Source organism: Arenibaculum sp., assembly GCF_035998295.1.
Classification (GTDB): domain Bacteria; phylum Pseudomonadota; class Alphaproteobacteria; order Azospirillales; family Azospirillaceae; genus DASYHS01.
Window position 1 is genome coordinate 1 of the sequence record NZ_DASYHS010000294.1, and the last position, 25,780, is coordinate 25,780.

Genomic DNA, 25,780 nt, shown 5'->3' on the forward strand with positions numbered 1-25,780 from the left:
GGCAAGATCGAGATCCGGCCGATGATGTACCTGGCGCTGAGCTACGACCACCGCATCATCGACGGCCGCGAGGCGGTCACCTTCCTGGTCCGCGTCAAGGAAGGCATCGAGGACCCGCGCCGGCTGCTGCTGGACATGTGAGGCCGTTGCCGTTCCCGCCGGTCAGGGGCCTTCCGCCCCGGTCGGCGAGATCCGGATCGTCAGCCGTGCCGGCAGGAAGCGCTGGTTGTTGCGCATGCGCCGATAGAAGGGCTCCAGCGGATCGGGGTCGCGGTTCGGGTCCTCGGAGAAGACCGCCGAGGTCTTGAAGTCGAACAGGTGCAGGACCAGCCGCGCGTCCGGCAGGCGCCAGGACAGCTCGACCGACACCGGGATGCCCGGCCGTTCGCCGGCGCGCTCCTCGTCGGGCGGTCCGTACCGGGCGACGAGGGCGTCGACCACCGGCCCGACGACCCGCGGCGAGGCGTCCATCCGCCGCCGTTCCAGCAGGACCTGGGCGAGCCGTCCGGTTTCGCGGTCCATCTGCAGCCAGGCCGTGAAGGGGACGCCCGCGACCGTCACGTCGCGCAGGCGACGCTCGGCGTAGTAGGGGCCGAAGTCGAGCCGGGACGGCAAGGCCTCCACGCGCGCGCCGAGCCGCTCGTCGATCGCGGGCGCGCCCAGGCCCCGGAGCGGGCGGACCAGCGCCGCCGGGTCCTCCTCCCCGGCGCGGCCGGAGAGCGGCGGCGGCAGGAGGAGGAAGGCGGCCAGCAGGAAAGCCGGTAACGCTCGCATGACGGTCCGCAGGCTGGGTGTCCCGCACCCTTCAACAGACGGGCAGGGCGAAGCGTCAGGCGACCGCCGTCAGCAGCGGCAGGGACGGTTCCGTCTCCGAACGCAACGGCTCGGTGCCTACGCAGTCGATCCGGAACGGCGCGCGCACGCCGCCCGAGAAGGTCTCCGCCACCTCGAGCGCCAGCCGGATGCGCTGCTCGCTGCCGACATGCGTGCTGGCCGCCAACGCTCCCAGCGCATAGTCCGCGCCGCAGCCGATCGCATGGAAGCCGCGGATCGCCTCGCAGACCTGGTAGTCGCTCTGGATCGAGAACAGCCGGCCGCGGTAGCCGACCAGGAAGCTGCCGCCGGATTCGGCATCGTTGGTGCGCTGGGCGTAGCCGCCGTCCTTGAGGCAGTCGCGGACCGCCTCGACGAAGGTCATCACCATGTACCCGAACACGTCGGTCCCCGGCTCCTGCTCCGGCACGCGCAGCCGGAAGTTCAGCAGCTGCCCCATGCGGAACGAGCTGGTGAACCCGATCAGGAACGGGCCGTTGCGGAATACCTTGGGATCGGCGCGCACGGTGATGTCGAGCCCGCTGACCCCCGCGCTGTCGCCACCCATCCAGACGCGGTCGCCGTCTACCAGTCCAACGATGCAGGTCATCGCCCGTCCATAACGAAGGAAAACACCGGGCCGAGCGTCGCAAACCGTGGTTAACAAACGGTTATGGAAATGTCCCGGACCCGAAACGAACAAGAATGGCGGCGGTTTTCCACGGGACTGATAGCGGAGGAGGACGAGCATGGCCGATCCGAAGGAACAGGGTCCGGACGCGGAGCGCAAGCCGGACAAGGCGCCCGGGTCCGAGCGGGGGCCGGGGCAGGGCTACGGCAACGCCCCCGGCGGCGAGGACGTCGAGGCGTGGCATCGCGGCGCCCCGCCCGGGAAGGCTCCCCCGGAGAAGAAGCGGGAATGACGGCGAGGCGGTAGGCGGCGGCATCCCGCCTTCCTTCGCCGCGCGCATGTCCGACCGGCGCGACGCGCAGGGCTGGCCGGCCTGCGCGCGCATGCCCGGTTGCGGCGAGACGCGCGCCGGTCCATAAATCCGACCCGCGACACGAGGTTTCGAGCGGCCACGGAGGCGAAGGAAGCGATGCCTGACAAGAACTACGACGTCGTCGTCATCGGCGGCGGCCCCGGCGGATACGTCGCCGCGATCCGCGCGGCCCAGCTCGGGCTGAAGACCGCCTGCGTCGAGATGCGCGCGACCCTGGGCGGCACCTGCCTGAACGTCGGCTGCATTCCGTCCAAGGCGCTGCTGTCGACGTCCGAGAAGTTCTCCGAGGCGAAGCACGACCTGCCGAAGCTGGGCGTGAAGCTCGGCTCGGTCGAGCTCGACCTCCCGGCGATGATGGCCCACAAGTCCAAGGTCGTGAAGGAGAACACCGCCGGCATCGAGTTCCTGTTCAAGAAGAACAAGATCGACTGGCTGAAGGGCCGCGGCCGCATCTCCGGCCCCGGCGAGGTCACGGTCGAGGGCGACGGCGGGGCGCAGACCGTCGGCGCGAAGAACATCGTGATCGCGACGGGCTCGGACGTGATGCCGCTGAAGGGCGTGGAGATCGACGAGCGGCGCATCGTCTCCTCCACCGGCGCGCTGGAGCTGGACCGGGTGCCCGACCACCTGGTCGTGATCGGCGGCGGGGTGATCGGGCTCGAGATGGGCTCGGTATGGAGCCGGCTCGGCTCCAAGGTGACGGTGGTGGAGTTCCTGGACCGCGTGCTGCCCGGCATGGACGGCGAGGTCTCCAAGAACATGCAGCGCATCCTCAAGAAGCAGGGCCTGGAGTTCCGCCTGTCGACCAAGGTGACGTCGGCCCGGGTCACCAATGCTGGCGTCGCGCTGACGGTCGAGCCGGCGAAGGGCGGCGAGGCCGAGACGATCGAGGCGGACGTCGTCCTGGTGGCGATCGGGCGGCGCCCTTACACCGCCGACTTGGGCCTCGAGGCCGCCGGCGTCGAGACCGACGAGCGCGGGCGGGTGCGCATCGACGGCCACTGGCGGACCAACGTCCCCGGCGTCTACGCGATCGGCGACGTCGTCGAGGGCGCGATGCTCGCCCACAAGGCCGAGGAGGAGGGGGTGGCGGTCGCCGAGGTGATCGCCGGCCAGTCCGCCCACATCAACTACGACGCCATCCCGAACGTCGTCTACACCCATCCCGAGGTGGCCTCGGTCGGCCGCACCGAGGAGCAGCTCAAGGCGGACGGGGTCGAGTACAAGGCCGGCAAGTTCCCGTTCTCGGCCAATGGCCGGGCGCGCGCGATCGCGTCGACCGACGGCTTCGTGAAGGTGCTGGCGGACAAGGCGTCCGACCGCGTGCTCGGGGTGCACATCGTCGGCCCCTTCGCGGGCGAGCTGATCGCCGAGCTGGCGCTCGCGATCGAGTTCGGCGCCTCGGCCGAGGACATCGCTCGCACCTCGCACGCGCATCCGACCCTGACCGAGGCGGTGAAGGAGGCGGCGCTGGCCGTCGACGGCCGGCCGCTGCACATCTGATGGCGGCGCGGGCGGGGGTGCGCGCACCCCCGCGGGCCCTTTCCTTCACGCTGGCGCTGTGCCTCGCCGAGATCCTCGGCATGGCCGGCACCATGGCGTTCCCGGCGCTCCTCCCCGTCTTCTCCTCGCAATGGGCGCTGTCGGCGACGCAGGCCGGATGGCTCAACGGCATCTTCCAGGCCGGCTACGTCGCCGCCGTGCCGGTCCTGGTGACGCTGACCGACCGGGTCGACCCGCGCCGGGTCTATCTCGCCTCGACCGCGCTCGCCGCCGTCTCGCTGGCCGGCTTCGCGCTGCTGGCCGACGGCTTCTGGACCGCGCTGGCGTTCCGCCTCGCGGGCGGCGTGGCGCTCGCCGGCACCTACATGCCGGGGCTGCGCATCCTCGGCGACCATGTCGGCGGGCCGCGGCAGTCGCGCTACCTGTCCTTCTACACCGCGAGCTTCGCGCTCGGCTCGGCCGGTTCGGTGCTGCTCGCCGGGCTCGCGGGCGAGGCCTGGGGCTGGCGCGCGGCCTTCGCGGCCTCGGCGCTCGCCACGCTGGCGGCGCTCGCGATCGTGCTGCGCACGGTTCCGGCGGCGCCGCCCGGCCCGCGCGGGCCGCAGGGCGCGCTGCTGGACTTCCGGCCGGTGCTGCGCAACCGCCCGGCCATGGGCTACATCCTCGCCTACGCCGCCCATTGCTGGGAGCTGTTCGGCTTTCGCGCCTGGATCGTCGCCTTCCTCGCCTTCGCCGCGGCGCTGGAGGCCGGCACGGGCGAGGCCGCGTCCGTGCCGCCGCTGGTGACGGCGCTCGCGACGGGGGTGCTGCTGCTGGGCATGCCGGCCAGCGTGCTCGGCAACGAGGCCGCGATGCGCTGGGGCCGGCACCGCGTCCTCTGCACGGTGATGCTGCTGTCGGCGGCGCTGGCCTGCGTCGTCGGCTTCACCGCCGGGCTGCCGCTATGGGCCGTCGCCGCGGTCGCGGCCCTCTACGGCGTGACCGTCAACCTCGACAGCGCCTCGCTGACCGTGGGGGTCGTCGGCGCCGCCGGCGAAGCGCGGCGTGGCGCCACCATGGCCGTCCACAGCCTGCTCGGCTTCGGGGCGGCCTTCCTGGGCTCGGTCGCCTTCGGCGCCGTCCTGGACGCGGCCGGCGGCGGCACGAGCCGGGCCGCCTGGGGCCTTGCCTTCGCGGCCCTGGGTGCCGTGGTCGCGCTCGGACCGCTGGCGCTGGTCTGGTCGGCCCGGCCATTGCGTTCGGCGGACTGACAGTGAACTCCTAAAATTCGCACGCGTTTATCATGAATTTTGTTCGGTATCATGGAGGCCTGAGAGTGTGCCCTTCGGGTTGGCTAGAACTTACCATGAATAGCGCAGGAACCATCTCCTTGTGGCCAGGTTTCAAAGGCAGGTGATGGAGGAACTATGCTTGTTCGGCGGCAATCATTCGAGTTCTACTCCAGCGACATCGATCGCGTCGGCTATCGCGCGAAATGGCACTGTCATGATCGACATGCCATGCTGCTGTTGCCCGGCATGTGAGAGCTACGCATAAGGGTCGACGGCGTTGCCCGTGAGCAGATCGTCGGGCCCGGGGATGCGCTCGTCCTGGCGCCTGGGGTCCGCCATGCCACTGAAGGAGGGGTCGGAAGGACGCACCATCTGGCCATGTACGCGGACGACCATCTCTCGGAACCGTTACTGGCCGCCGACGCACGTTTCAGGGTAGGGCCGCTGCCGCGGCGGTTGGTGCCGCTCCTGGGATACAGACATTCCAATCCGAGACGTGTCGAACTCGTCGACAGGCTCATCTTCGAGGAGCTGGTCCACGAGCTTCCCGTCATCGGAGCAGGTCCCCGGCGTCGCGGCGCGCTGGCGCAGTCCGTCGCGTCGTTCATCGACACGAACCTGGATTCGTCGCTCGACCTGAACGAACTCGCGGAGCGGTTCTCGATTTCGCGCCGCCATCTGACGCGGCTGTTCCGGAGCGAGTACGGCGTTTCGATCGGCACTTACATCGCCGACCGCAGGGTCGACAAGGCCAAGGACCTGCTGAGGTCCGGCGAAGCGGTCTCGACCGCCGCCTACGAGGTGGGCTTCGAGTCCCCGAGCCATTTCGCCCGGACCTTCCGGCAGATCGTCGGCTTTTCGCCCAAGGAGTACCGCCACCGCCCGCAGGGCGGCAGGTGAGACGCCTACCGCCTCTCCTCGATCGAGGGGCGGGCCGGCCGCAGAAAGCCGAACCCGCCCAGGGCCCCGACGCTCGCCGCCGCGATGGAGACGATTCCCAGGATCTGGAAGGGGTCCAGTCTCTGGTCGAGGATCACGAAGCCGGCGATCGCCGCGACCACCGGATCGAGGCTCATCAGGATGCCGAAGGTCCTGACCGATATGCGGCGCAGCGCGAGGATTTCCGCGACGTATGGGATCAGGGGAAAGAGCATGGCGATGCCGGCGGCCAGGATCACGTCGTCGGCGCCGATGACCGACGAGACCGGGACCACGCCGACCGCGATTCCGATCAATGCCGCCATGGACACGGAGACGGCCAGCCCTTGCAGGCCCGGAAGGGACGAAGCCATGCTGCGTGTCAGCAGGATGTACCCGGCCCAGCAGCCGGCCGCCGCCAGGGCGTAGGCGAAGCCCGTCCATGACCCGACGCCTTCGAGGCTGCCCATCAGCAGGATCATTCCCGCGCCGGCCAGGAGCGGCCACAGGAACTCCGGCCAGCGCCGCGCGCCGGCGACGGCGACGCCCAGGGGGCCGAGGAACTCGATCGCCGTGGCCGTCCCCACGGGAAGGCGCGCGACGGCTTCGAAGTAGCAGAGCGCCATGCCCGCCGTGACGGTGCCCAGGCAAGCGCAGACTCCGATCTGCTTCCAACTCCACGTCCATACGCGCGGCCGGGTCAGGACGAGGAGCGCGATGCCCGCCCAGGCCAGGCGAAGGGCGGCGGTGCCCGCGCCGCCTATCGCATAGGCCAGGGGCACCGAGAGGGCCACGCCGATCTGGGTGGAGGTGACCGACACGAGGGGCAGAACGGCTGCCGCCGCCCCCCGCGCGGCGCCTCCGCCCATCCGGTCCGGCGGCGCTGTCTGGTTCGTCATGAGCGTGCTGGTTCGGCTCGATGGCTCATGAACCCAGCCTAGCGACGCGCCCGCCCCTCCGCGCGCCGGATCGGGCCTAAACACGCGACGGATCAGGCCAGCCGCCCACACCCCGGGGCGGCAGAAGAATCTTCTTTCATTTGAAACCAGCCCGCGCGGTCACGGCTGCGGGGACAGGTTCCGTTTCAAGCAGCGCAGGGTGAGGCTCGACCGGGTCTCCCGGATGCCCGGCAGTTTGTAGAGCTTGTCGCGCAGGAACCGCTCATAACCCGTGGTGCCGGCCACCGCGACTTTGATGATGTAGTCGTATTCGCCCGTCAGCAGGTAAGCCTCGACGACCTCGGGGAACTGCGTGAGTGCATGTTCGAACTTCTTCAGGGTCTCGTCGTCGTGCTTCTCCAGTCTTACCTCGATGATGACTGTGTCGGGCGTGCCGAGCGCGGCTTGGCTGAACAGGGTGACATATTTTTCTATGACCCCGCTTTGCTCCAGTCGGCGCACGCGGTTCCAGCACGGGCTGGGCGACAGGCCGACCTTCTCCGCGAGGTCGAGATTGGTGATCCGGGCGTCGAACTGGAGCACGCGCAGGATGCGACGGTCGATCTCGTCCATGGAGGCCTTCTGTGACACAGAATGATCTTCTATATCACGGTAAAATGTCCAAAAGAAATTCTGAAAGTGTCGGGGCGGCACTAAAAAATCAAAAACCCCGTCTCGGGCGATTGGCCTAGGCTTCGCCTTACGACGAGGCCCGGTCCCGAGCCGCGGCGGCGTCCTGCGGCCTCCGCTGCGGGCTGCCGCACGCCGGGAACGGCAACTCCATAACCTCTTCGTGCGTTCGGGTCGAGCACGACCCCGCGCCGACGGAACGACAGCCGGCCCGTTCGGGCTGCGCCGTTCCGGCGCGTCCGGGGGAGAAGGATCCGTCTGGGAGGAGAATAAATGACGAAACCGACTTCGCTCAGCCTGCACGTTCCGGAGCCGCGGTTTAGACCCGGCGACGAAGTCGACTTCAGCTATCTCCGCATCCCCCCGGCCGGCGCTTCGGACCGGCCGCCCCCGGATGCGCCGACCAGCGAGACGCGCCATCTGACGGAGGGCCTGATCCGCGTGCTCGACGAGCAGGGCAAGGCGGTGGGAAGCTGGAACCCGGAACTGCCCGTCGAGGTGCTGAAGAAGGGGCTGCGGGTCATGATGCTGAACCGCGCCTACGACGAGCGCATGACCGTGGCCCAGCGCCAGGGCAAGACCTCCTTCTACATGAAGTGCACCGGCGAGGAGGCGGTGGCGGCCGCCCAGGGGCTGTCGCTGGAGCGCGACGACATGCTGTTCCCGACCTACCGCCAGCACGGCCTGCTGTTCGCGCGGGACTGGTCGATCGTCGACATGATGTGCCAGGTGTTCTCCAACTCGCGCGACCGCCTCAAGGGCCGGCAGATGCCGGTCTTCTACTCCAGCCGCGAGGCCGGCTTCTTCTCGATCTCGGGCAATCTCGGGACGCAGTTCTCCCAGGCGGTCGGCTGGGCGATGGCGTCGGCCTACAAGGGCGACAACCGGATCGCGGCCGCCTGGATCGGCGACGGCGCGACGGCGGAAGGCGACTTCCACTACGCCCTGACCTTCGCCTCGGTCTACCGCGCCCCGATCGTCCTCACGGTCGTCAACAACCAGTGGGCGATCTCCGGCTATCACGGCGTGGCCGGCGGCGAGCAGGCGACCTTCGCCGACCGGGCGCTCGGCTACGGCATCCCGGGCCTGCGCGTCGACGGCAACGACTTCCCGGCGGTGTGGGCCGCGACCCGTTGGGCCTCCGAGCGGGCGCGCCGCAATCTCGGGCCGACGCTGATCGAGCTCTTCACCTACCGCGCGGCCGCCCATTCGACCAGCGACGACCCGTCGAAGTACCGCCCCGCGGACGAGGCGAAGAAGTGGCCGCTCGGCGACCCGATCGACCGGCTGCGCCAGCATCTCGTCGTCGAGGGCCACTGGTCCGAGGACGAGCACCAATCCCTCCAGGACGAGCTGACGGCACAGGTCCGCGAGGCGGCCCGGGAGGCGGAGAGCTACGGCACGCTGGGCAGCGGCGACCGCCCCAGCCCCAGCACGATGTTCGAGGACGTCTTCAAGGAGACGCCCTGGCACATCCGGCGCCAGCGCCAGGAAGCGGGGATCTGACGATGGCGACGATGAACATGATCCAGGCGCTGAACTCCGCCATGGACGTCATGCTCGGACGTGACGACGACGTCGTGATCTTCGGCGAGGACGTGGGCTATTTCGGCGGCGTGTTCCGCTGCACCGACGGGCTTCAGAAGAAGTACGGCCGCCAGCGCGTCTTCGACACCCCGATCGCCGAGGGCGGCATCGCCGGCGTCGCGGTGGGCATGGGCACCTACGGCCTGCGGCCGGTGATGGAGATCCAGTTCGCGGACTACATCTATCCCGCGATCGACCAGCTGATCTCCGAGGCGGCGCGCATCCGCTACCGGACCGGCGGCGAGTGGTGGGTGCCGATGACCCTGCGCTCGCCCTATGGCGGCGGCATCTACGGCGGCCAGACCCACAGCCAGAGCCCGGAGGGCATCTTCACCCATGTCGCCGGGCTGAAGACCGTGATCCCGTCCAACCCCTACGACGCCAAGGGCCTCCTCATCAGCGCGATCGAGGACGACGACCCCGTCGTCTTCTTCGAGCCGAAGCGCCTCTACAACGGGCCGTTCGAGGGCTATCACGACAAGCCCGTGCGGCCGTGGTCGAAAGACCCGTCCAGCGACGTCCCCGAGGGCTACTACAAGGTCCCGCTGGGCAAGGCGGCGGTGGTCCGCCAGGGCGAGGCGGTGACCGTGCTGGCCTACGGCACCATGGTCCACGTGGCGCTCGCGGCCGCGGCCGACAGCGGCGTGGACGCCGAGGTGATCGACCTGCGCACGCTGCTGCCGCTCGACATCGAGACCGTGGTGCAGTCGGTGGAGAAGACCGGCCGCTGCGTGATCGTGCACGAGGCGACGCGCACCGGCGGCTACGGGGCCGAGCTGTCGGCCCTCGTCCAGGAGCACTGCTTCTTCCATCTCGAAGCGCCGATCCTCCGGGTCACCGGCTGGGACACCCCCTACCCGCACGTCTTCGAATGGGAGTATTTCCCGGGCCCGCGCCGCGTCGCGGAGGCCCTTCGCCACGTGATGGAGGCCTGACCGATGGGACGCTACGTCTTCAAACTGCCGGATGTCGGCGAAGGGATCGCCGAGGCCGAGATCGTCAACTGGCACGTCGCCGTCGGCGACACGATCGACGAGGACCAGCCGCTGGTCGACGTGATGACCGACAAGGCGACGGTGGAGATCACCTCGCCGGTGGCGGGGAAGATCACGGCGCTCAACGGCAACCCGGGCGAGCGGCAGGCGATCGGGTCGGCGCTCGTCGTGCTGGAGGTGGAAGGCCCGGGCAATGCCGCCGAGGAGGCTCCGGCCCCCGCGGCGGAACCGGCGGCCGCCGAGGCGGCGCCCGCGCAGGCTCCCGCCGCAGCACCGGCTCCCGCGCCGGTCGCCGAGCCGGCTCCGGCGCGCGTGCCGTTCCAGGCGCCGCCCTCGCGGCCCGCGGCCCGGACAGCTTCCCCCGCCACCGCCCCTGCCGCGCCCCGCGCGCCCGGCGACAAGCCGATCGCCTCGCCGGCCGTGCGCGGCCGCGCCTGGGACCTCGGGATCGAGCTGCAGTTCGTCCCCGGCACCGGCCCGGGCGGCCGCATCACGCACGAGGATCTGGACGCCTATGTCGCCTCGCGCGGCCAGCCGGTCGCCGGCGGCGGCCGCGGCCTCGTGCAGAAGCACGGGGTCGAGGAGATCAAGGTGATCGGCCTGCGCCGCCGCATCGCCGAGCGTCTCCAGGACACCAAGCGGCGCATCCCGCACTTCTCCTATGTCGAGGAGGTGGACGTCACCGCGCTGGAGGAGCTGCGCGTGCACCTGAACGGCGAGCGGCGGGGCGACCGCCCGAAGCTGACCCTGCTGCCGTTCCTGGTCCGCGCCCTGGTCACGGTGCTGGCGCGCCGTCCGCAGATCAACGCCGTCTACGACGACGCCGGCGGGGTCGTGTACCGCTACGAGGCGGTCCATGCCGGCATCGCCACCCAGACGCCGTCCGGGCTGATGGTCCCGGTCCTGCGGCATGCCGAGGCGATGGACGTCTGGACCTGCGCGGCCGAGATCTCGCGCCTCGCGGCGGCCGCGCGCGAAGGCAAGGCGAAGCCCGACGAGCTGTCCGGCTCGACGATCACCATCACCAGCCTGGGCGCGATGGGCGGCATCGTCTCGACGCCGGTCATCAACTCGCCCGAGGTCGCGATCGTCGGCGTCAACAAGATCGTCGAGCGTCCGGTCGTCCGCCAGGGCCAGGTCGTCGTCCGCAAGATGATGAACCTGTCCTCTTCCTTCGACCACCGCATCGTCGACGGCTGGGACGCGGCGGAGTTCGTGCAGGACGTCAGGAGCGTGCTGGAGCAGCCCGCCACCCTCTTCATGGAAGGACTGTGATGACCCGGATCAATACCAAGGTCCTCGTCGTCGGCGGTGGCCCGGGCGGGTACGTGGCGGCGATCCGGGCCGGCCAGCTCGGCCTCGAGACGACGCTCGTCGAGGCCGGCCGGCTGGGCGGCACCTGCCTGGTCAAGGGCTGCATCCCGTCCAAGGCGCTGATCCACGTCGCCGACCGCTTCGCCTCCATGGCCGAGGCGGCCGACGGCGGCCGGATCGGCATCCGGCTGTCGGCGCCGCCGGCGCTCGACCTGGCCGAGGCCGTCGGCTGGAAGGACGGGATCGTCGACCGCCTCAGCGGCGGCGTCGCCGGCCTGCTCCGCAAGGCCAAGGTCCGCGTCGTCGAGGGCACGGCCGTCTTCTCCGACGCCAAGACCTGTTCGGTGGAGACCAAGGACGGCACGGTCACGATCACGGCCGAGAACGTCGTGCTCGCCGCCGGGTCGGAGCCGGTCGAGATCCCGGCCCTGCCGTTCGGCGGCGACGTGCTCTCCTCGACCGAGGCGCTGGCCCTGCAGGAGCTGCCGCGCCGCCTCGTCGTGGTCGGCGCCGGCTATATCGGCCTGGAGCTCGGCTCCGCGTTCCGCAAGATGGGGTCGGAGGTGACCGTCGTGGAGGCCCGCGACCGCATCCTGCCGATCTACGACGACGCTCTGACGGCGCCGGTGCAGCGCTGGCTCGAGAAGGCGGGCGTGCGCGTCCACCTGAACGCGTCGGCCATGGGCCTGGAGGGCGAGGCGGGCGACCGGGCGCTGGTGGTGCGCACCGCGGACGGCGAGGTCCGCATCCCCGCGGACAAGGTGCTGGTGACCGTGGGCCGGCGCCCGCGCGTCTCGGGCTGGGGGCTGGAGACCATGGCGGTCGACATGGCCGGCCCGTTCGTCAAGGTGGACGACCAGTGCCGGACCTCCATGAAGGGCGTGTGGGCGATCGGCGACCTCGTCGGCGAGCCCATGCTCGCGCACAAGGCCTCGGCCCAGGGCGAGATGGTGGCCGAGCTGATCGCCGGGCACCGGCGGCACTTCACCCAGGCCATTCCGAGCGTCTGCTTCACCGAGCCCGAGATCGTGAGCGTCGGGCTGATGCCGCACGAGGCCGAGAAGCTGGGCATGGGCGTGAAGTCCGGGATCTTCCCCTTCTCCGCCAACGGCCGCGCCATGACGCTGGAGGCGGGGGAGAACGGCGGCTTCGTCAGGATGGTCGCGCGCGCGGACAACCACCGGCTGGTCGGCATCCAGGCCGTCGGCGCCCATGTGTCCGAGCTGTCGAACCAGTTCGTCCACATGCTGGAGGTCGGCAGCGTGCTGGAGGACGTGGCCGGCACCGTGTTCTTCCACCCCTCGCTGGGCGAGGCGGTGCACGAGGCCTCGCTCCGGGTGCTCGGGCACGCGCTCCACATCTGAGGCCACGCGAACGTCCTCGCGGCGACGCGGCCCCGCGCCACCCGGCGCGGGGCCGTCCCGTCTTCAGGGCTCGCGGCTGCGCGCGCGCGGGTGGGCCTTGTCGTACAGCTCCATCAGCCGGTCGGCCTCGACCTCGGTGTAGCGCTGGGTGGTGCTGAGGCTGGCATGGCCGAGCAGGTCCTGGATCGCGCGCAGGTCGCCACCGTCGGCCAGCAGATGGGTGGCGAAGCTGTGCCGCAGCGCATGCGGCGTCGCCGTGTCCGGAAGGCCCATCAGGTGGCGCACCTGCTCCATGGCCCGGCGCGCGACCCGGCCGTCGAGCCGGCCCCCCCGCGCGCCCACGAACAGCGGCCCGTCGGCGGGCAGCGCGAACGGGCAGGCGGCGACGTAGTCCTCGACCGCCCGGCGCACTTCCGGCAGCACGGGCACGACCCGCTCCTTCGAGCCCTTGCCGACCACGCGCAGCAGGTCGCCCGCCGGCAGGTCGCGCCGGTCGAGCGCCAGCGCCTCGCCGATGCGCAGCCCGCAGCCGTAGAGCAGGGTGAACAGCGCCCGGTCGCGTCGGCCGATCCAGGGGGCCGTGGCGGTCTCCTCCGCCGTGGCCGGCAACGCCAGCGCATCCGCCTCGGCGAGCGGGCGGGGCAGGGGCCGCGCCTGGCGGGGAGAGGTGATCGTGCCGACGGCGGCGTTGTGCAGCCGGCCCGTCCGGTCGAGCCAGCGGAAGAACCCCCGCACCGCCGCGAGGGCCCGCGCCCGGGTCGGCGCGCCGGCGCCCTCGCCCGCGCGCCGGGCGAGCCAGGCGCGGAAATCCGCGACGCCGATGCCGGCCAGGTCGGCGAGCGCCGGCGGGCGGCCGAGATGCCCGGCCAGGAAGCCCAGGAAGGTCGCGACGTCGCGGCTGTAGCCGGCCAGCGTGTTCGCCGATACCCGGCGCTCGCTCTCCAGGAAGCGCCGCCAATCCCCGAAGGCGGCGGCGACGTCCTCGCGCCACGAGAGGCCGGTCAGGCCGGCAGCTCCAGCCATCCCCGGATGCACCGCTCGATGACGCGGGCGAGGAAGCCGACCAGCTCCGTGCCCTGGCCCTGGTGGAACATGTCGGGGTCGCGCGCGCCGAAGGCCAGCAGCCCGGGCGGCGTGTCGTCGCTGATGTGCAGCCGGATCAGCGCTTCCGAGCGTACCAGCCCGGCCGCCGAGCCGTAGAGCGCGGGATCGCCCTCGATCCCGCCGCGCAGCAGCAGGTCCCGGCGGCCGAGGATGCCGGCGACCATCCCCTCCTCGACCACCCGCACGCCGGACTTGTGGACGTGCGGGATGTCCTGCCCGTTCGACTCGACCACCAAGCAGGCGACGTCGAGGTCGAGCAGGACCGCCAGCTCGGTCGTGACCGTCTGGATCAGCTGCTCGAAGCTGCGCGCGTCCAGGAGGAACAGGATCGCCGCATGGATGCGGTTCTGGTTGTTCAGGTTGGCCCGGGTCGTGCCGATCAGCTCGCGCTGCTGTTCCTTCAGCCGCTCGACCTCCTGGCGCAGCCGCTCCACCATGAAGTACTGGAAGTCGACGACCCCTTCGCCGCGGTCCTGCCGCGGCGGGGTCAGGTGCTGTACGAGGTCCGGCCGGTCGGCGAGGAAGCCGGGGTTGGCGCGCAGCCAGGCGGCCACCGTCTCGGCCGTCGGTTCGGGAGCGGCCCGCCTGCCGTATCCGCCCGGCTCCGTCATCGGCGTGGCGCCGTCCTGGTCCATGCCCACCGGCCCGTCACTTCCGCAGGATCGACTGGCCGGTCTTCTGCCAGTCCGCGACGAACTGGGCGAGGCCCTTGTCGGTCAGGGGATGGTGGTAGAGCTGGCGCAGCACCGCCGGCGGCAGGGTCGCGACATGGGCGCCCATCTTCGCCGCCTCGACGACGTGGACGGGGTTGCGCACCGAAGCCACCAGCACCTCGGTCGAGAGACCGGGATACTGGTTGTAGATCTGCACGATGTCGGAGATCAGCGACAGCCCGTCGGACCCGATGTCGTCCAGCCGGCCGATGAAGGGCGACACGAAGGTGGCGCCGGCCTTGGCGGCCAGGATCGCCTGCGCGGCCGAGAAGCAGAGCGTGACGTTGACCATCGTGCCGGAGGACGACAGGATGCGGCAGACCTTGAGGCCGGCCGGCGTAAGGGGCACCTTCACCGCGATGTTGGGGGCGAGCCGGGCGAGGTGGCGGCCTTCCTCGAGCATGGTATCGAAATCGGTCGCGGCGACCTCGGCGCTGACCGGGCCGGGGACGATCTCGCAGATCTGCCCGATCAGCTCGATGAAGTCGCGGCCGGACTTGGCGACCAGCGAGGGGTTGGTGGTCACGCCGTCCAGCAGCCCGGTCTCGGCCAAGTCGCGGATCTCGTCCAGGTCGGCGGTATCGATGAAGAACTTCATGAGGAACGCGTCCTTGTCCAAGCTTTCGCGTGATCCGTACCGGTTCGGCGGCATCCTTTCCGCTCGCCGCACGCGGCCGGCAGTCTAGCCCATGGCCGGAGATCGCGCCAGTTCCGCACCCGGCCCGCTGTTCGGCGGCCCGGACGAGATGCCGGCGGCGGACCGCCCCGCGCCGCCCGACCGGGCGGCGGACCGCGTCCGGGTCCTGCTGCCGCTGCCCCTGCCCGGGGCCTACGACTACCGCCTGCCGCCGGACGTCCCGGCCGGCCCCGGCGATTACGTCGAGGTCCCGCTCGGTCCGCGCCGGGTGGTCGGCGTCGTCTGGGCCGAAGGCGGCGGCGGGATCGAGGACGGGCGCCTGCGGCCGATCCTCCGACGCTTCGACGTGCCGCCGATGCCCGAGGTGCAGCGGCGGTTCGTCGACTGGGTGGCGGCGTATACCATGGCGCCGGCCGGAGCGGTACTGAAGATGGCGCTCGGCTCGGCCGCCGGGCTGGAGCCGCCGCGTCCGGTCACGGCCTACCGCCTGTCCGACGCCCCGCGCCCCCCCGGCTTCAAGGCGACGCCCGCCCGCAGGCGGGTGCTGGAGATCCTGTCAGACGGGCCGCCGCGCGGGGCGGCCGAGCTCGCGCTCGAGGCCGGGTGCGGCATCGGCGTGGTCCGGGGGCTGGCGGACGCCGGCGTGCTGGAGCCGGTGGCGATGCGGGTGAGCGAGGCGCGGCGCGACCCGGACTGGGCGCTCCCCGGCCCGGTGCTGTCGGGGCCGCAGCGGGACGCGGCGCAGGCGCTGCGCGCCAAGGTGCGGGCCGGGGACTACGGCGTCACGCTGCTGGACGGGGTCACCGGCTCGGGCAAGACCGAGGTCTATTTCGAGGCGGTCGCGCAGGCGCTGGAGGCCGGCCGGCAGGTGCTCGTCCTGCTGCCGGAGATCGCGCTGTCCGCGCAGTGGCTGACGCGGTTCGAGGCCCGGTTCGGCGCCCCGCCCGACCTGTGGCACTCCGACCTGACGCCCCATCAGCGCCGCACCACCTGGCGCGCGGTCGCGACCGGGCAGGCGCGCCTCGTCGTCGGCGCGCGCTCGGCGCTGTTCCTGCCGTTCCCCGACCTCGGCCTGATCGTCGTCGACGAGGAGCACGAGGGCGCGTTCAAGCAGGAGGACGGCGTCATCTACCACGCCCGCGACATGGCCGTGGTGCGGGCGCATCTCGGCCGCGTCCCGATCGTGCTGGTGTCGGCGACGCCGTCGCTGGAGACGGTCGCCAACTGCGAGGCCGGGCGCTACGAGCGGCTCGACCTGCCGTCGCGCCACGGCAACGCCGTGCTGCCGGAGATCCGGCTGATCGACATGCGCGCCGACCGGCCGGAGCGCGGCCGCTGGCTCGCCCCGTCGCTGCGCGACGCGCTGGCGCGCACGCTGGAGGGCGGCGAGCAGGCGATGCTGTTCTTGAACCGGCGGGGCTACGCGCCGCTGACCTTGTGCCGGGCCTGCGGCTTCCGGCTGCAATGCCCGAACTGCACGGCGTGGCTGGTCGAGCACCGGCTCGCCGGCCAGCTGCGCTGCCATCACTGCGATCACTGCGTCAAGCTGCCCGATTCATGCCCGTCCTGCGGCACCGGGGGCAGCCTCGCCGCCTGCGGCCCCGGCGTCGAGCGCGTGGCCGAGGAGGCGGCCTTCCTGTTCCCCGAGGCCCGCATCGCGATGATGACCAGCGACACGCTGTTCGGCCCGCATGCGGTGGAGGAGTTGGTGCGCAAGGTCACCGGCCACGAGATCGACCTGCTGATCGGGACGCAGATGATGGCCAAGGGCCACCATTTCCCGCTGCTGACGCTGGTCGGCGTCGTCGACGCCGATCTCGGGCTCCAGGGCGGCGACCTGCGGGCGACCGAGCGCACCTTCCAGCTCCTGAGCCAGGTCGCCGGGCGGGCGGGGCGCGGCGACCGGCCGGGCACCGTGTTCCTGCAGACCTACATGCCCGAGCATCCCGTGATGCAGGCGCTGCTGGACACCGACCGCGACGCCTTCCTCGCCAGCGAGGCGCGGGAGCGGATCGCGGCCGGGATGCCGCCCTACGGGCGCCTGGCGGCGTTGATCGTCTCGGGCGAGGACATGGAGGCGGTCGACGCGGTGGCGCGCCGGCTCGGCCGCACCGCGCCCCGGATGGACGCGGTCCAGGTGCTCGGGCCGGCGCCGGCCCCTTTCGCGCTGTTGCGCGGGCGCCACCGGCGCCGGCTGCTGCTGAAGGCGCCCCGCGGCGTGCAGGTCCAGTCCCTCGTCGCCCGCTGGCTGGACCAGGTGCCGGTCCCGGGCTCGGTCAGGGTCCAGGTCGACGTCGACCCGTACAGCTTCCTATAGAAGAACCGGAAACCCCTTCTCCCGGAGGGAGAAGGGGGGGCCCGCCGCGCCAGCGGCGGGAGGATGAGGGGTTACGTCCCCCTCCAGCCTGAACCTGTGCTTCCCCAGGTCCGGGGCCGGATCAGGACGCGGTCAGGTTCGGCCGGGCCGACGCCTCGCGGCGCGGGCGGATGCGCCAGATGGTCAGGCATTCGCCCGCCGTGTGGCCGCTGCCGATCCCGTGCCAGCCATGGCTGTCGTTGAACAGCAGCGTGTAGCGTCCCTGGCGGTCGCGCTCGAAGCTGAAGACCGGCCGGGCGATCCGGGGCAGCCTGACCTGCAGCCGGTCGAAGTCCGGGCCGGTCTGCCGCGCCACCGATTCCCACAATCCGCGCGCGAGCCGCGGGTCGGCGATCTCGTAGAACTCCTGCAAGTCGCTCGGAGTAAATCGCGCGAGGCTGAATGCAATGACTGACACGGAATGCCTCATCCACAGCTCGGGTGTGTTCTCGTAGAGAATTGCCCGTGTTTGGTTAAGGCACGCTTAATGTTAATGGGCGGAACCCGGAAATCCTCTTCCCGGACCCCGGGACGGGTTCCGGCCCGGGTTCCGCTCCGGCCGCCGCGTCAGGCGTTGATGCCCTTCATGCCCTCGGCGGGGTAGCGCTCGCCGGCGGTGGCGCCGGGCGGGAAGGCGGCTTCCAGGCGCTCCATGTCCGTCGCCGTCAGCCGCACCTCGGCCGCCCCGCAGTTCTCGTCGAGGTACTTGCGCCGGCGCGTGCCGGGAATCGGCACGATGTCCTCGCCCTGGGCGAGCAGCCAAGCCAGCGCGATCTGGCCGGGCGTGCAGCGCCGTTCCTGCGCGATCGCGCGGACCAGTTCGAGGCGCGCGAGGTTGGCCTCGAGGTTGGCGTCCTGGAAGCGCGGGTTGGCCCGTCGGAAATCCTCGGGCGACAGCGTGCCGGCGTCGCGGATCGTTCCGGTCAGGAAGCCGCGCCCCAGCGGGCTGTAGGCGACGAAGGCGACGCCGAGATCGCGGCACGCCGGCAGCACGCCGTCCTCGGGATCGCGCGTCCACAGCGAGTACTCGCTCTGGACGGCGGCGACGGGATGGACGGCATGGGCCCGGCGCAGCGTCGCGGCGGAGACCTCGCACAGCCCGATCGCCCGGACCTTGCCCGCGGCGACCAGCTCCGCCAGCGTGCCGACGGTCTCCTCGATCGGCACGTCCGGGTTCACGCGGTGGACGTAGTAGAGGTCGATGACGTCGGTGCGCAGCCGGCGCAGCGAGGCGTCGCAGGCCTCGCGGATGTAGTCGGGGCTGTTGTCGATCCTGCGCGAATAGCCCATGTCGCGCGAACGGAAGATGCCGAACTTCGTGGCGACGACGACCCGGTCGCGCCGGCCGCGCAGGAACGCGCTCAGGAGCTCCTCGTTGTGGCCGTGGCCGTAGGTGTCGGCGCTGTCGTAGAAGGTCACGCCCTTCTCGAAGGCGTATTCCAGGGTCGACAGCGATTCCGCGTCGTTGCTCTCGCCGTAGAACTCGGACATGCCCATGCAGCCGAGCCCGAGGGCGGAGACGGAGAGGCCGCTGAGGCCGAGATTGCGTGTCTGCACCGTGATGTCCTCCGTGCGGGCCTCAGTAACCCTGCCGCCTGCTTTTCGTTGCCCAGTCCGGGTCGGAGCCGATGGTGCCCGCTTCGCTCCACCGCGCCTTCGGCACCTCGCTCACGTAGACCGTGACCTTGTCGAGGGGGCATTTCAGGACGTCGACCGTCGTCCGGGTCAGGCTCTCCATCAGCTCGCGGGCCTTGTCGTCCGTGATGCCGGTCCAGGTCGTGACTTCGATGATGGGCATGGTTTCCTCCGTCAGGGTATCAGCTTCGGGTTTCGAGTTCGAGGAACGAGGGCTTTTCCAGCTTGAGCTGGGCGTGGATGTCGCCGCCCAGGCCGAACAGGCCGATGGCGCCGCCGTGGCTGCGCTGGTAGCTCATCCACAGTAGGACCACGTTGACGATGCGATTGATGTCCGGGCGGCTGGCGTCCGGGCGGTCGGCCCGTGGAAAGGGGTCGGGCAGCACGGCCTCGTGCCGGCCACGGCCGTGCCGGTCGGTCGCGAAGGCGTTGGGGATGCCGAGCGGGCCCGGGCGCGTCGGCCCGGCGGGATCGAGGTCGCGCTGGCGCAGCGACATCACGGTGTAGAGGCTGTTGGGGATCAGCCCCTCGAACTCCAGTTCGAACCGGGCCGTCCGCGCGTCGGGCGCCACGGTCGCGCCGACCTGCCCGCGCGCCCGGACCCAGGCGCCCAGCGTCACGGGCTCGGTCGTCGCCCGCCCGTCCTCGGGCCGCAGGTCCGGGATGGGCACCTGGTGGAAGGGATGGCTGGGCCGCACGATCCGCTCCGCGTCGGGAAGCTGCTCCGGCGCGAACACCATCGGGTAGTTGTGGCAGGGCAGCGGCAGGGGCAGCGTGTGCAGCACCAGCGCCGCGTCCGCGGCCGACAGCTCCGGGCCGAGTTCGCGCAGGATGCGGTAGGGGCGCTGCTGGCCGAAGGGCGGCAGCGGGCTGTCGGCGGCGACGATCGCCCGGCCCCATGGCGACGTCGTGGTGCCGTCCGGCCCCGCCCGGTTGATGCGGCCGATCACGATGAAGTTGCCGTCGGCGTCCATCACCTCGCTCGGGGGGTATGTCGGGCCCTGGGTGGTGACGCTGAGGTCGAGGATGGCGGTCCGCGTCATCGGGGGTCCTTCTCGGCAGGGACGGCGGCGGGGCCGGTGGCGCGCAGCAGCAGCCAGCCGGCGGCGGCGATGCCGGCCGTCGAGGCGGCGGAAACGCCCGGCCAGGCCGCCGCTTCCCAGACCGGGCCGAGTGCCGCGGTCGAGAGGCCGCCGGACAGGATGCACACGAGGAAGTAGAAGGAGGTCGCCGTGCCGCGCCGGTCGGCCGGGACCGCCTCGGCGAGCAGTGCGAAGACGACGGGCTGGCACACGAACACGCCGAGGAACAGCAGCGCCACGCCGGTGGCGACGGCGGCGAGCGTGCCCGCGACCAGCAGCACCGCCTGCGCCGCCAGCATCAGCGCCAGCCCCGCCAGCATCACCGGGCGCGCGCCCAGCACCGGCAGCAGCCGGCCCGACAGCGGGGCGCCGAGCACGGCGGTCAGGCCGGCGAGGCTGATCCAGCCGACCTCGCCCGTCCCCGCGCCGAAAGGCGGCCCGGCGAGATGATAGGTCAGCATCGAGGTCGGCCCGAGATAGCCGGCGAACAGCGCGAAGCCGGTCGCGAGCAGCCATGCGACGCGCCGCCGCGCCAGCAGCCCGAGTGCTGCGCCGTAGGTCCGGCGGAGACCCTGGCGCGGCAGGGTGGTGAGGTGGGTGGTGAGACGGGGATCGTTCCCGGGCAGCAGGCGCAGCGCCGCCGCGAGCAGCGCGAACAGCGCCGCGGCGCCGAGGAAGGTCGTGCGCCAGCCGACGGCTTCGGCCGCGACGCCCGGCGCCCATCGCCCGAGGATCATGCCGGCCACCGCGGCGCCGATCGCGATGCCGAGATGCAGGCCCGTGCGGCCGGGCGGGGCCGTGCGTGCCACCAGCGCGAACACCGCGGCCGGGACGGCGGCCGCGGCGACGCCGAACGCCGCGGCGAAGCAGAGGAAGGCCGTGAAGCCGCCCGCGAGCGCCATTGCCAGCGCGAAGACGGCCTGGCCGAGCGCGCCGGCGACGGCGAGGCCGCGGCCCGGATGCCGGTCGGCCAGCGGCCCGAACGCGAAGAAGGCGAGGCCGTAGGCGATGCCCGTCGCCGTGAAGGCGAGCCGCGCTTCGGTGGCGCCGACGCCGAGCGCGCCGGCGATCTCCGGGAACAGCGGCTGGGTCATGTAGACGCCGGCCGACGGCAGGGCGGCGGCTGCGGCGATCACCAGCAGGCCGGCCGGGGCCGCCGGGGTCATCGGCGACGATGGGGCCGCCGGGGCGGGGCCGGCAACGGCGATCGGTGCGGTCGTCATGGCGGTCGTTTCCCGGCCGGGCGTCAGAGCGCGGCCGACGCGCCGCCGTCGACCTGCAGCGTCGCCCCGGTGATGTGGGACGCGGCGGGCGAGGCGAGGAACGCGATGGCGTCGGCGACGTCCTCCGGCCGGCCGATCCGGCCGAGCGGGGACTTCGCCGCGGCCATGCCGGTGACGTCCGCGGCGGTCGCCCCGAAGCGCCGGCCGAGCGCCTCGGCCAAGCCGTGCCACAGCGGCGTCTCGGTAGCCCCGGGGTTGACGGCGTTGACCCGCACCCCCGATGCGCCGAGATCGCGCGAGATCGCCTTGGCGAATGCGGACAGCGCCGCGACCACCGTGCTCGCGGCCGGGAACAGGGGGTCGGGCTCGCGGGCGAAGGCGCCGTTCACGAACACGATCGATCCGCCGCGCCGCGCCGCCATGTCCCGCGCGACCTCCCGGGTCAGGCGGATCGTGCCGAGCAGCTTGCCGCCGAGCGCCGCCTCCCAGTCCGCGTCCGCCGTCTCGAGCAGCGGCGCCGGCATCACGTCGCCGGCGCAGTGGATCAGGACGTCGACCGGACCGACCGCCTCGCGTATCGCGGCCAGCGCAGCCGCTGTGGACGCCGCGTCGGCGATGTCGATCTTGCGCAGATGGAACTCCGCCAGCGGGCTGGCGGCGGACAGGTCGTCCCAGGCGGCGGCAAGGCGCGCCTCGTCCCGCCCCAGCAGGACCACCCTGGCCCCGTCGGCGGCGAGCCGGCGCGCCACGGCCCGGCCGATCCCGCCCGTGGCGCCGCTGATGGCCGCGACCCGTCCCGTCAGCGGCCGGGCGTTCTCGATCCCCGGCCCGGCCAGCGGCCGGGCGTTCTCGATCCCTGGCCCGGCCAGCGGCCGGGCGTTCTCGACTCCCGCCCCGGCCGGCAGCCGGGCGTTCCCGGTCCCGCTCACGGCGCGATCCTCCGGTAGATCCGGGTGTAGAGGCCGGCCGCGCCGCCGGTGATGTAGGTGTCGCCGGCTTCCTGGACGATCCGGCGATACTCCTCCGTCGCGAAGACCTGCGAATAGGAGTCGGGATCGGTGCTGAAGCCGGCGAGGAACATCACCCCCGGCTCGGTGCTGAGCAGCGAATGATACGACAGGAAGACCTCCACCTCGGGGGCGCGGCGGACGACGCCGTAGATGGTCCGGTCGCGCCATTCCCGATAGTCCGGGTAGACCGGCGGCTTCACCTCGACATGGCGCATCTGGAGGTAGGGGGTCTCGGGCAGCGGGGTCGGGCAGGGCTTCACCGACTCCACGTAGCCGAGGACCTGGCGGCGCCAGTCCGCGGCGAGGTGCGGGGCGAACGCGGCTTCGAGACGGGGCCAGGCCGGGCTGCACGCCGCCAGGTCCTCCAGGCGCTCCAGCCCGGCCAGTTCCATCACGCTGGTGCCGTCCAGGCTCAGGAACACGCCGCGGCGCTCCGCCGGAAGGTCGTTCGAACTGCGTGCCCACCGGGTGGCCAGCTCCTCGGCCCGGTTCGGCAGCGGGGTGATCTCGGTGACGGCAACGAGCCTCGCCGACATGGTTGTCTCCCATTGCTCTCGTGATGGCGCCGGGACGGTGCGGCGGTGCCGGCCGACGGTTGTGTTACCGTCATGCCGTTGCCTGCATGATTGAGTGTTAGTGCTTCGTCACGGCGTAGGATTGAAATATGTCTGATTTTATCCCGTGTCAACAGATTTTCATAAAATAGGCTTTAATTTTACAAGGTTGAAATATGACGAGTCCTATGAATGCTATCGAATGCGATTGTCGTTGCCCCGCGATTGTCTTTGGTGCTTCCTGGATACGCCAAGGCGAATCGACGCATACCCAAGTATTCGGCCTGTCCGTGGCGGCGCCCATAGGCGCACGGAACGGCAAAATCAAGCTACCGATGCAGATGGATTCTTTCGTTCGATCCGCGAAATATGCGCTCTAGGCGCGAGTCGGGGCATCAGGCCATCACGGCAGGTAGAAAACAAGTTGCGGACATTCGGTAACGAGTGCCATCCTGTGCCTCGAGCAAAACCAAAGGGCGCAAACAAGGGCCCTGGGCCAGGAACGCGTGCGTCAGCCGAAGAGCGAAGGCTCGAAGTTCACCGGCAAAGAGGAGAGTTGCATGAAGATTTGGTTCCGCAGGCTCTGCGTCGCGGCGGGCCTCGGCGCGGCCGTCTGGTCCGCGCCGTCGAACGCCCAGGACGTCCAGGTCAATTCCTATGCCCTGCAGCCCATGACCGTCGAGAACAACGGCGTGATCGAAGGGCCGGTGGCGCAGCTCGTCCACGAGATGCTGAAGGCGGCCGGGGTCGACCAGCAGATCCCGGCGGTGCCGGTCGCGCGCCTGCTCGCGACGATGGAGCAGGGTGGCATCATCGGGTTCCCGCTGGCCCGCAACCCCGAGCGCGAGCCGAAGTACCAGTGGATCGTGCAGGCCTACAAGGACGGCTTCAGCTTCGCGACGATCGCCCCCGACGCCGCGGTCGACAGCTTCGAGGACGCGCAGAAGCTGACGGCCGTCACCGTCAACAACAACAGCGCCCCGTTCAACATGCTGAACCGGAACGGCTTCACCAACCTGGACATCGCCAATTCCGAGCAGCTCAACGCCGCCAAGCTCTACGCCGGCAACGTCGACGCCTGGTTCTCGGTGGCGTCCGGCTTCAAGCCGATCGCGACCTCGCAGGGCCTCGATGCCGGCAAGCTCGTGATCGGCAAGCCCGTGCAGGACATCAGCGTGTGGGTGGTCGGCTCCAAGGACATCCCCGCCGAGATCGTCGAGAAGATGCGGGCCCGCTTCGACGAGATGGTCAAGAGCGGCGAGTACGACGCGATCATGAAGGACGTGCTGCCGCCGGGCTGACGCCCGTACCGCCCGGCCTGCGTCGGAACGCATCGCGGGGGAGCCCACCGGCTCCCCCGCAGCCGTTTCCGGCCTGCCGCTCACGCCCGCGGACCCGCGGCTTCCGGCCATTCCGTCGCACCCGCGTACGGGGCTAGACGAGGTTGCGCCGCGAGTTTCGGTGTGTTATGTGACCGCTCGCCGCTTGGGAGGGGGTCTGCCCATGCGTCTCTCCTCCTATTGGCCCTGAAAAATCAAACAGGTCTACGGACTGAACCGAGGTACCAGGTGGCATCCCAAGGTACAGGCGTATCCGGGCTGGCAGGGCGGTACGCGTCTGCCCTGTTCGAGCTTGCGGATGAGAACAAGGCTCTGGACCAGACCGCGAGCGATCTGACCAGCCTGAAGCGAATGCTCGCCGAGAGCCCCGATTTCGCCCGCATGGTGCGCAGCCCGATGCTGTCGCGCGCCGAGCAGGCGAAGGCCGTGGACGCCATCATGGTGGCCGCGGGCTTCTCCGAGCTGACCCGCCGTTTCGTCGGCCTCGTGGCCCGCAACCGCCGCCTGTTCGCGCTGCCGGCGATGACCGACCAGTTCCTGGCGGAACTCGCCCGGCGCCGCGGCCAGATGACGGCGCAGGTGACCGTGGCGAATCCGCTGTCGGATACCCAGGTTAAGGCCCTGACCGATGCCCTGCGGAGCTCCCTCAGCTCCCAGATCGATGTCCGGGTCGGGGTCGACCCTGCGCTGATCGGCGGCATGATCGTCAAAGTCGGCTCGCGCATGATCGACAGCTCCGTGCGCACCAAGCTGAACAAGCTGCAACTCGCCATGAAAGGGGTTGGCTGATGGAAATCCGCGCCGCGGAGATTTCCGCGATCCTGAAGCAGCAGATCGCGAATTTCGGAAATGAGGCGGATGTCGCCGAAGTCGGCCAGGTCCTCTCGGTCGGCGACGGAGTCGCCCGCGTCCACGGCCTCGACCAAGTCCGTGCCGGCGAGATGGTCGAGTTCACGAACGGCCTGAAGGGCATGGCCCTCAACCTCGAAGCCGACAATGTCGGCGTCGTCATCTTCGGCAACGACCGCGACATCAAGGAAGGCGACACCGTCAAGCGGACCGGCGCCATCGTCGAGGTGCCGGTCGGCCGCGGCCTGCTCGGCCGCGTCGTGGACGGCCTCGGCAACCCGATCGACGGCAAGGGCCCGCTCGTCGACGTGTCGATGAGCCGCGTCGAGGTCAAGGCGCCGGGCATCATCCCGCGCAAGTCCGTGCACGAGCCGATGCAGACCGGCCTCAAGGCGATCGACGCCCTGGTCCCGATCGGGCGCGGCCAGCGCGAGCTGATCATCGGCGACCGCCAGACCGGCAAGACCGCCGTCGCGATCGATACCTTCCTCAACCAGAAGGGCATCAACGCCGGCGGCGACGAGAGCAAGAAGCTCTACTGCATCTACGTCGCCTGCGGCCAGAAGCGCTCGACGGTCGCCCAGATCGTCAAGACGCTGGAGGACGCCGGCGCGATGGAATACTCCATCGTCGTCGCGGCGACCGCGTCGGACCCGGCGCCGCTGCAGTTCCTGGCGCCCTACACCGGCTGCGCCATGGGCGAGTTCTTCCGCGACAACGGCATGCATGCCGTGATCGTGTACGACGACCTCTCGAAGCAGGCCGTCGCCTACCGCCAGATGTCGCTGCTGCTGCGCCGCCCGCCGGGGCGCGAAGCCTATCCCGGCGACGTCTTCTACCTGCATTCGCGCCTGCTCGAGCGCGCGGCGAAGATGAACGACGACCACGGCGCGGGCTCGCTGACGGCGCTGCCGGTCATCGAGACGCAGGCCGGCGACGT

27 protein-coding genes are annotated in these 25,780 nt (G+C 71.0%); 13 read left to right on the plus strand and 14 right to left on the minus strand.

The window, feature by feature from the left end; genetic code table 11:
- A partial coding sequence (locus VGO20_RS27775) for a 2-oxo acid dehydrogenase subunit E2 (protein WP_327505694.1) occupies nt 1–141 on the plus strand: 141 nt, incomplete at its 5' end.
- A 21-nt stretch (nt 142–162) separates the two neighbouring features.
- Here VGO20_RS27775 and VGO20_RS27780 read toward each other — a convergent pair.
- Both VGO20_RS27780 and VGO20_RS27785 read right to left on the minus strand, forming a co-directional pair.
- The gene (locus VGO20_RS27780; RefSeq protein WP_327505668.1) at nt 163–774 is read right to left on the minus strand and encodes a hypothetical protein; all 612 of its coding nucleotides are present in this window, start codon (nt 772–774) and stop codon (nt 163–165) included.
- Between the two features lie 55 nt (nt 775–829).
- Entirely contained in the window at nt 830–1,423 is a 594-nt protein-coding gene (locus VGO20_RS27785; protein ID WP_327505669.1) for an Ntn hydrolase family protein, read from the minus strand.
- Nucleotides 1,424–1,562: 139 nt separating this feature from the next.
- On the opposite strand from VGO20_RS27785, the gene VGO20_RS27790 reads away from it, so the two are divergent.
- The 4 genes from VGO20_RS27790 to VGO20_RS27805 all read left to right on the plus strand — a co-directional run bounded on the left by VGO20_RS27790 (nt 1,563) and on the right by VGO20_RS27805 (nt 5,491).
- The gene (locus VGO20_RS27790) at nt 1,563–1,736 is read left to right on the plus strand and encodes a hypothetical protein (RefSeq protein ID WP_327505670.1); all 174 of its coding nucleotides are present in this window, start codon (nt 1,563–1,565) and stop codon (nt 1,734–1,736) included.
- 177 nt (nt 1,737–1,913) lie between these two features.
- Nucleotides 1,914–3,320, plus strand: a complete 1,407-nt coding sequence (gene lpdA / locus VGO20_RS27795) for a dihydrolipoyl dehydrogenase (protein ID WP_327505671.1) — start codon at nt 1,914–1,916, stop codon at nt 3,318–3,320.
- Nucleotides 3,321–3,337: 17 nt separating this feature from the next.
- A complete protein-coding gene (locus tag VGO20_RS27800; protein WP_327505672.1) occupies nt 3,338–4,570 on the plus strand; it encodes an MFS transporter in 1,233 nt (410 codons plus the stop codon).
- A 480-nt stretch (nt 4,571–5,050) separates the two neighbouring features.
- A complete protein-coding gene (locus VGO20_RS27805; RefSeq protein ID WP_327505673.1) occupies nt 5,051–5,491 on the plus strand; it encodes a helix-turn-helix transcriptional regulator in 441 nt (146 codons plus the stop codon).
- A gap of 5 nt (nt 5,492–5,496) precedes the next feature.
- Here the strand turns inward: VGO20_RS27805 and VGO20_RS27810 are convergent, their stop codons facing one another.
- Nucleotides 5,497–6,408 (minus strand): EamA family transporter, encoded by a 912-nt coding sequence (locus tag VGO20_RS27810; protein WP_327505674.1) that lies wholly within the window; start codon nt 6,406–6,408, stop codon nt 5,497–5,499.
- Nucleotides 6,409–6,567: 159 nt separating this feature from the next.
- Nucleotides 6,568–7,020, minus strand: a complete 453-nt coding sequence (locus tag VGO20_RS27815) for an Lrp/AsnC family transcriptional regulator (protein WP_327505675.1) — start codon at nt 7,018–7,020, stop codon at nt 6,568–6,570.
- A gap of 330 nt (nt 7,021–7,350) precedes the next feature.
- Between VGO20_RS27815 and VGO20_RS27820 the strand changes: the two genes are divergently transcribed.
- The 4 genes from VGO20_RS27820 to lpdA (VGO20_RS27835) are packed head-to-tail and all read left to right on the plus strand — an operon-like array spanning nt 7,351 to nt 12,337.
- Nucleotides 7,351–8,583, plus strand: a complete 1,233-nt coding sequence (locus tag VGO20_RS27820) for a 3-methyl-2-oxobutanoate dehydrogenase (2-methylpropanoyl-transferring) subunit alpha (protein WP_327505676.1) — start codon at nt 7,351–7,353, stop codon at nt 8,581–8,583.
- Between the two features lie 2 nt (nt 8,584–8,585).
- Nucleotides 8,586–9,599 (plus strand): alpha-ketoacid dehydrogenase subunit beta, encoded by a 1,014-nt coding sequence (locus VGO20_RS27825; protein ID WP_327505677.1) that lies wholly within the window; start codon nt 8,586–8,588, stop codon nt 9,597–9,599.
- Between the two features lie 3 nt (nt 9,600–9,602).
- Nucleotides 9,603–10,934 carry a dihydrolipoamide acetyltransferase family protein gene (locus tag VGO20_RS27830; protein WP_327505678.1) on the plus strand — a complete coding sequence of 444 codons (1,332 nt, stop codon included), beginning with the start codon at nt 9,603–9,605 and terminating at the stop codon, nt 10,932–10,934.
- On the plus strand, nt 10,934–12,337 hold the full coding sequence (gene lpdA / locus VGO20_RS27835; protein WP_327505679.1) for a dihydrolipoyl dehydrogenase: 1,404 nt from the start codon (nt 10,934–10,936) through the stop codon (nt 12,335–12,337). Before VGO20_RS27830 ends, lpdA (VGO20_RS27835) begins: the two co-directional genes overlap by 1 nt.
- A 63-nt stretch (nt 12,338–12,400) precedes the next feature.
- Here lpdA (VGO20_RS27835) and VGO20_RS27840 read toward each other — a convergent pair whose 3' ends face one another.
- From VGO20_RS27840 to fsa, 3 genes are read right to left on the minus strand one after another with little or no spacing between them, the layout of a single operon-like run.
- Complete coding sequence (locus VGO20_RS27840) at nt 12,401–13,360, minus strand: tyrosine recombinase XerC (protein WP_327505680.1); 960 nt, start codon at nt 13,358–13,360, stop codon at nt 12,401–12,403.
- Nucleotides 13,339–14,076, minus strand: a complete 738-nt coding sequence (locus VGO20_RS27845; protein ID WP_327505681.1) for a DUF484 family protein — start codon at nt 14,074–14,076, stop codon at nt 13,339–13,341. The genes VGO20_RS27840 and VGO20_RS27845 overlap by 22 nt, the downstream gene beginning before the upstream one ends.
- Before the next feature lie 13 nt (nt 14,077–14,089).
- The gene (gene fsa, locus VGO20_RS27850; protein WP_327505682.1) at nt 14,090–14,752 is read right to left on the minus strand and encodes a fructose-6-phosphate aldolase; all 663 of its coding nucleotides are present in this window, start codon (nt 14,750–14,752) and stop codon (nt 14,090–14,092) included.
- Between the two features lie 127 nt (nt 14,753–14,879).
- Here fsa and VGO20_RS27855 point away from each other — a divergent pair, with 127 nt between their 5' ends.
- Nucleotides 14,880–17,108 carry a primosomal protein N' gene (locus VGO20_RS27855; RefSeq protein ID WP_414639919.1) on the plus strand — a complete coding sequence of 743 codons (2,229 nt, stop codon included), beginning with the start codon at nt 14,880–14,882 and terminating at the stop codon, nt 17,106–17,108.
- Between the two features lie 121 nt (nt 17,109–17,229).
- Here the strand turns inward: VGO20_RS27855 and VGO20_RS27860 are convergent, their stop codons facing one another.
- From VGO20_RS27860 to VGO20_RS27890, 7 genes are all read right to left on the minus strand, one after another.
- Nucleotides 17,230–17,565, minus strand: a complete 336-nt coding sequence (locus VGO20_RS27860; RefSeq protein WP_327505684.1) for a hypothetical protein — start codon at nt 17,563–17,565, stop codon at nt 17,230–17,232.
- 149 nt (nt 17,566–17,714) lie between these two features.
- Entirely contained in the window at nt 17,715–18,704 is a 990-nt protein-coding gene (locus VGO20_RS27865; RefSeq protein WP_327505685.1) for an aldo/keto reductase, read from the minus strand.
- A 22-nt stretch (nt 18,705–18,726) separates the two neighbouring features.
- Entirely contained in the window at nt 18,727–18,945 is a 219-nt protein-coding gene (locus tag VGO20_RS27870; RefSeq protein WP_327505686.1) for a tautomerase family protein, read from the minus strand.
- A 19-nt stretch (nt 18,946–18,964) separates the two neighbouring features.
- Nucleotides 18,965–19,825 (minus strand): hypothetical protein, encoded by an 861-nt coding sequence (locus tag VGO20_RS27875; protein WP_327505687.1) that lies wholly within the window; start codon nt 19,823–19,825, stop codon nt 18,965–18,967.
- Nucleotides 19,822–21,087 (minus strand): MFS transporter, encoded by a 1,266-nt coding sequence (locus VGO20_RS27880; protein WP_327505688.1) that lies wholly within the window; start codon nt 21,085–21,087, stop codon nt 19,822–19,824. Before VGO20_RS27880 ends, VGO20_RS27875 begins: the two co-directional genes overlap by 4 nt.
- A gap of 23 nt (nt 21,088–21,110) precedes the next feature.
- The gene (locus VGO20_RS27885) at nt 21,111–22,016 is read right to left on the minus strand and encodes an SDR family NAD(P)-dependent oxidoreductase (protein ID WP_327505689.1); all 906 of its coding nucleotides are present in this window, start codon (nt 22,014–22,016) and stop codon (nt 21,111–21,113) included.
- Complete coding sequence (locus VGO20_RS27890) at nt 22,013–22,633, minus strand: hypothetical protein (protein ID WP_327505690.1); 621 nt, start codon at nt 22,631–22,633, stop codon at nt 22,013–22,015. Before VGO20_RS27890 ends, VGO20_RS27885 begins: the two co-directional genes overlap by 4 nt.
- A gap of 578 nt (nt 22,634–23,211) precedes the next feature.
- On the opposite strand from VGO20_RS27890, the gene VGO20_RS27895 reads away from it, so the two are divergent.
- From VGO20_RS27895 to atpA, 3 genes are all read left to right on the plus strand, one after another.
- Nucleotides 23,212–23,952, plus strand: a complete 741-nt coding sequence (locus VGO20_RS27895; protein ID WP_327505691.1) for a substrate-binding periplasmic protein — start codon at nt 23,212–23,214, stop codon at nt 23,950–23,952.
- 267 nt (nt 23,953–24,219) lie between these two features.
- Nucleotides 24,220–24,780, plus strand: a complete 561-nt coding sequence (locus VGO20_RS27900) for a F0F1 ATP synthase subunit delta (RefSeq protein WP_327505692.1) — start codon at nt 24,220–24,222, stop codon at nt 24,778–24,780.
- On the plus strand, nt 24,780–25,780 hold a 1,001-nt coding region (gene atpA / locus VGO20_RS27905; RefSeq protein ID WP_327505693.1), incomplete at its 3' end, for a F0F1 ATP synthase subunit alpha. The genes VGO20_RS27900 and atpA, both read left to right, overlap by 1 nt.

Excerpts from the sequence above, each read along its gene's own strand:
- VGO20_RS27810 (WP_327505674.1), bottom strand. The coding sequence starts at position 6,408 with ATGACGAACCAGACAGCGCCGCCGGACCGGATGGGCGGAGGCGCCGCG.
- VGO20_RS27880 (WP_327505688.1), bottom strand. The coding sequence starts at position 21,087 with ATGACGACCGCACCGATCGCCGTTGCCGGCCCCGCCCCGGCGGCCCCA.
- VGO20_RS27815 (WP_327505675.1), bottom strand. The coding sequence starts at position 7,020 with ATGGACGAGATCGACCGTCGCATCCTGCGCGTGCTCCAGTTCGACGCC.
- VGO20_RS27895 (WP_327505691.1), top strand. The coding sequence starts at position 23,212 with ATGAAGATTTGGTTCCGCAGGCTCTGCGTCGCGGCGGGCCTCGGCGCG.
- VGO20_RS27830 (WP_327505678.1), top strand. The coding sequence starts at position 9,603 with ATGGGACGCTACGTCTTCAAACTGCCGGATGTCGGCGAAGGGATCGCC.
- VGO20_RS27845 (WP_327505681.1), bottom strand. The coding sequence starts at position 14,076 with ATGGACCAGGACGGCGCCACGCCGATGACGGAGCCGGGCGGATACGGC.
- VGO20_RS27820 (WP_327505676.1), top strand. The coding sequence starts at position 7,351 with ATGACGAAACCGACTTCGCTCAGCCTGCACGTTCCGGAGCCGCGGTTT.
- VGO20_RS27825 (WP_327505677.1), top strand. The coding sequence starts at position 8,586 with ATGGCGACGATGAACATGATCCAGGCGCTGAACTCCGCCATGGACGTC.
- fsa (WP_327505682.1), bottom strand. The coding sequence starts at position 14,752 with ATGAAGTTCTTCATCGATACCGCCGACCTGGACGAGATCCGCGACTTG.
- lpdA (WP_327505679.1), top strand. The coding sequence starts at position 10,934 with ATGACCCGGATCAATACCAAGGTCCTCGTCGTCGGCGGTGGCCCGGGC.
- VGO20_RS27840 (WP_327505680.1), bottom strand. The coding sequence starts at position 13,360 with ATGGCTGGAGCTGCCGGCCTGACCGGCCTCTCGTGGCGCGAGGACGTC.
- VGO20_RS27785 (WP_327505669.1), bottom strand. The coding sequence starts at position 1,423 with ATGACCTGCATCGTTGGACTGGTAGACGGCGACCGCGTCTGGATGGGT.
- VGO20_RS27875 (WP_327505687.1), bottom strand. The coding sequence starts at position 19,825 with ATGACGCGGACCGCCATCCTCGACCTCAGCGTCACCACCCAGGGCCCG.
- VGO20_RS27870 (WP_327505686.1), bottom strand. The coding sequence starts at position 18,945 with ATGCCCATCATCGAAGTCACGACCTGGACCGGCATCACGGACGACAAG.
- VGO20_RS27890 (WP_327505690.1), bottom strand. The coding sequence starts at position 22,633 with ATGTCGGCGAGGCTCGTTGCCGTCACCGAGATCACCCCGCTGCCGAAC.
- VGO20_RS27780 (WP_327505668.1), bottom strand. The coding sequence starts at position 774 with ATGCGAGCGTTACCGGCTTTCCTGCTGGCCGCCTTCCTCCTCCTGCCG.
- lpdA (WP_327505671.1), top strand. The coding sequence starts at position 1,914 with ATGCCTGACAAGAACTACGACGTCGTCGTCATCGGCGGCGGCCCCGGC.
- VGO20_RS27790 (WP_327505670.1), top strand. The coding sequence starts at position 1,563 with ATGGCCGATCCGAAGGAACAGGGTCCGGACGCGGAGCGCAAGCCGGAC.